This window comes from Vibrio sp. Vb1755, from assembly GCF_033338635.1.
Classification (GTDB): domain Bacteria; phylum Pseudomonadota; class Gammaproteobacteria; order Enterobacterales; family Vibrionaceae; genus Vibrio; species Vibrio alginolyticus.
The window spans coordinates 1-1,536 of the sequence record NZ_JAWOTA010000112.1 but is presented as its reverse complement, the minus strand read 5'-3'; the positions used below and the strand labels follow the sequence as shown (position 1 = coordinate 1,536).

At 49.2% G+C, this 1,536-nt stretch carries 1 protein-coding gene; it reads left to right on the top strand.

The genetic code is table 11. From position 1 onward, the window contains the following. Positions 1-1,536, top strand: a 1,536-nt coding sequence (locus R7E00_RS23050; protein ID WP_318124549.1) for a methyl-accepting chemotaxis protein, incomplete at both ends; no start/stop codon positions are given.

Below are 1,536 nucleotides of genomic sequence, written 5' to 3'. Positions count from 1 at the left end.
CAGCTCATCATCGACAACATCGACGTTTTGATTGCACAGACTCAAAGCCGAGAGCTAGGTACACTTGGCGATGCGTTGATCTCTGTGATCGTGATGAAAGAGCGTGCAGGCCAAGCACGCGGCGCACTTAATGGGGTATTTGCGAAAGGAAGCGCCACATCTGTTTTGTTCTCCAACATTGAGGGATACATCCAATCGGGGGATTACGCATCAAGAAAAGCGCAAATTGCGTTCCCAGAACAATATCGACAGTCATTGCAATCGCACCAAAACAGTCCTGCGTGGAAGAAGGTTGAACAAGTACAGCAATCCTTCCTTAACCAGAGTGCCAACCTAGACAGCATTCAGGGGCCTCAAGCAACTGAATGGTTTCCTATGGCAACCGAGCGCATCGGTCTCATGAACCAGTTGCGTAACCAAATGGTTGATCAGATGCTCAGTGCAGCAGAACATTCCGCGCAGCAAGCCACGTTAAATCGCAACTTGTTGATGGCTGCGACTGCTGTGATTTCTCTGCTTATGATCATGATGGTGTGGGGTTTGGTTGCAAGCCTACGAAGCCGCGTTGGTCGCCTAAAACAAACCCTGCGCAGTATGTCTGAGCACCATGATATGACGGTTGAACTCGATTCTCGCGGCAAAGATGAAATCGCTTCCATCTCGAACAGCATTAATGCCTTGATCTCTAACTTCAGAAAGCTGCTGTTTGACGTCACTAAGACCAATAACGAGAGCTCAAATCGACTACAAAACATTGTTGAATCTGCGCAGGATCTTGATAGCAGTAGCCGCTCTACCATCGCTAAATGCGACAACATCGCAACCGCGATGACTGAACTCGCACAATCGAGTGTGGAAATCGCTCAGTCCGCAGAGCGCGCAATGGGTGACACCACAACCATGAATAACAAAGTGGTCGACTGCCAGACCCAAAGTGAATTGTCTTACCGCTCCGTGCAAAGCTTGTTGGAGCAAATCAACGCCACTGAACAATGCATGGCAGAGTTGGCGAACGACACGCAGAGCATTGGCCAAATTGTCGAGACCATCAACAGCGTTTCTGAACAAACCAACTTATTAGCCCTTAACGCAGCAATTGAAGCCGCTCGTGCGGGCGAACATGGTCGCGGCTTCGCGGTTGTCTCTTCTGAAGTGCGTGATTTGGCGCAGCGCAGCCAAGAAGCTACCGAGAACATCAGCAAACTGTTGGACCAAATTGGCGAGAAAACCCGTTTCTCAGTAGAAAGCATGGCGAAGAGCAAACAAGCCAGTGACGACACGTTTGAATCCGTGCAACAAGTGAATGAGAGTGTGTCTTTACTCGAAAGCAGCATCGAACACGTGAACAATCACATCAGCACCATTACGCACTCGACCATTGAGCAATCTAAAGCATGTGAAGCCATCGACCAAGATATCGACGTATTGGCGAGCATCGCGCACAAAACGGGTCAGCACGCTGATGACTTGAACCAGATTGTTTCCGGTTACCAAGCTGAAGCGATGGAGCTAAAACATCAGCTAAGTGCTTTCAAA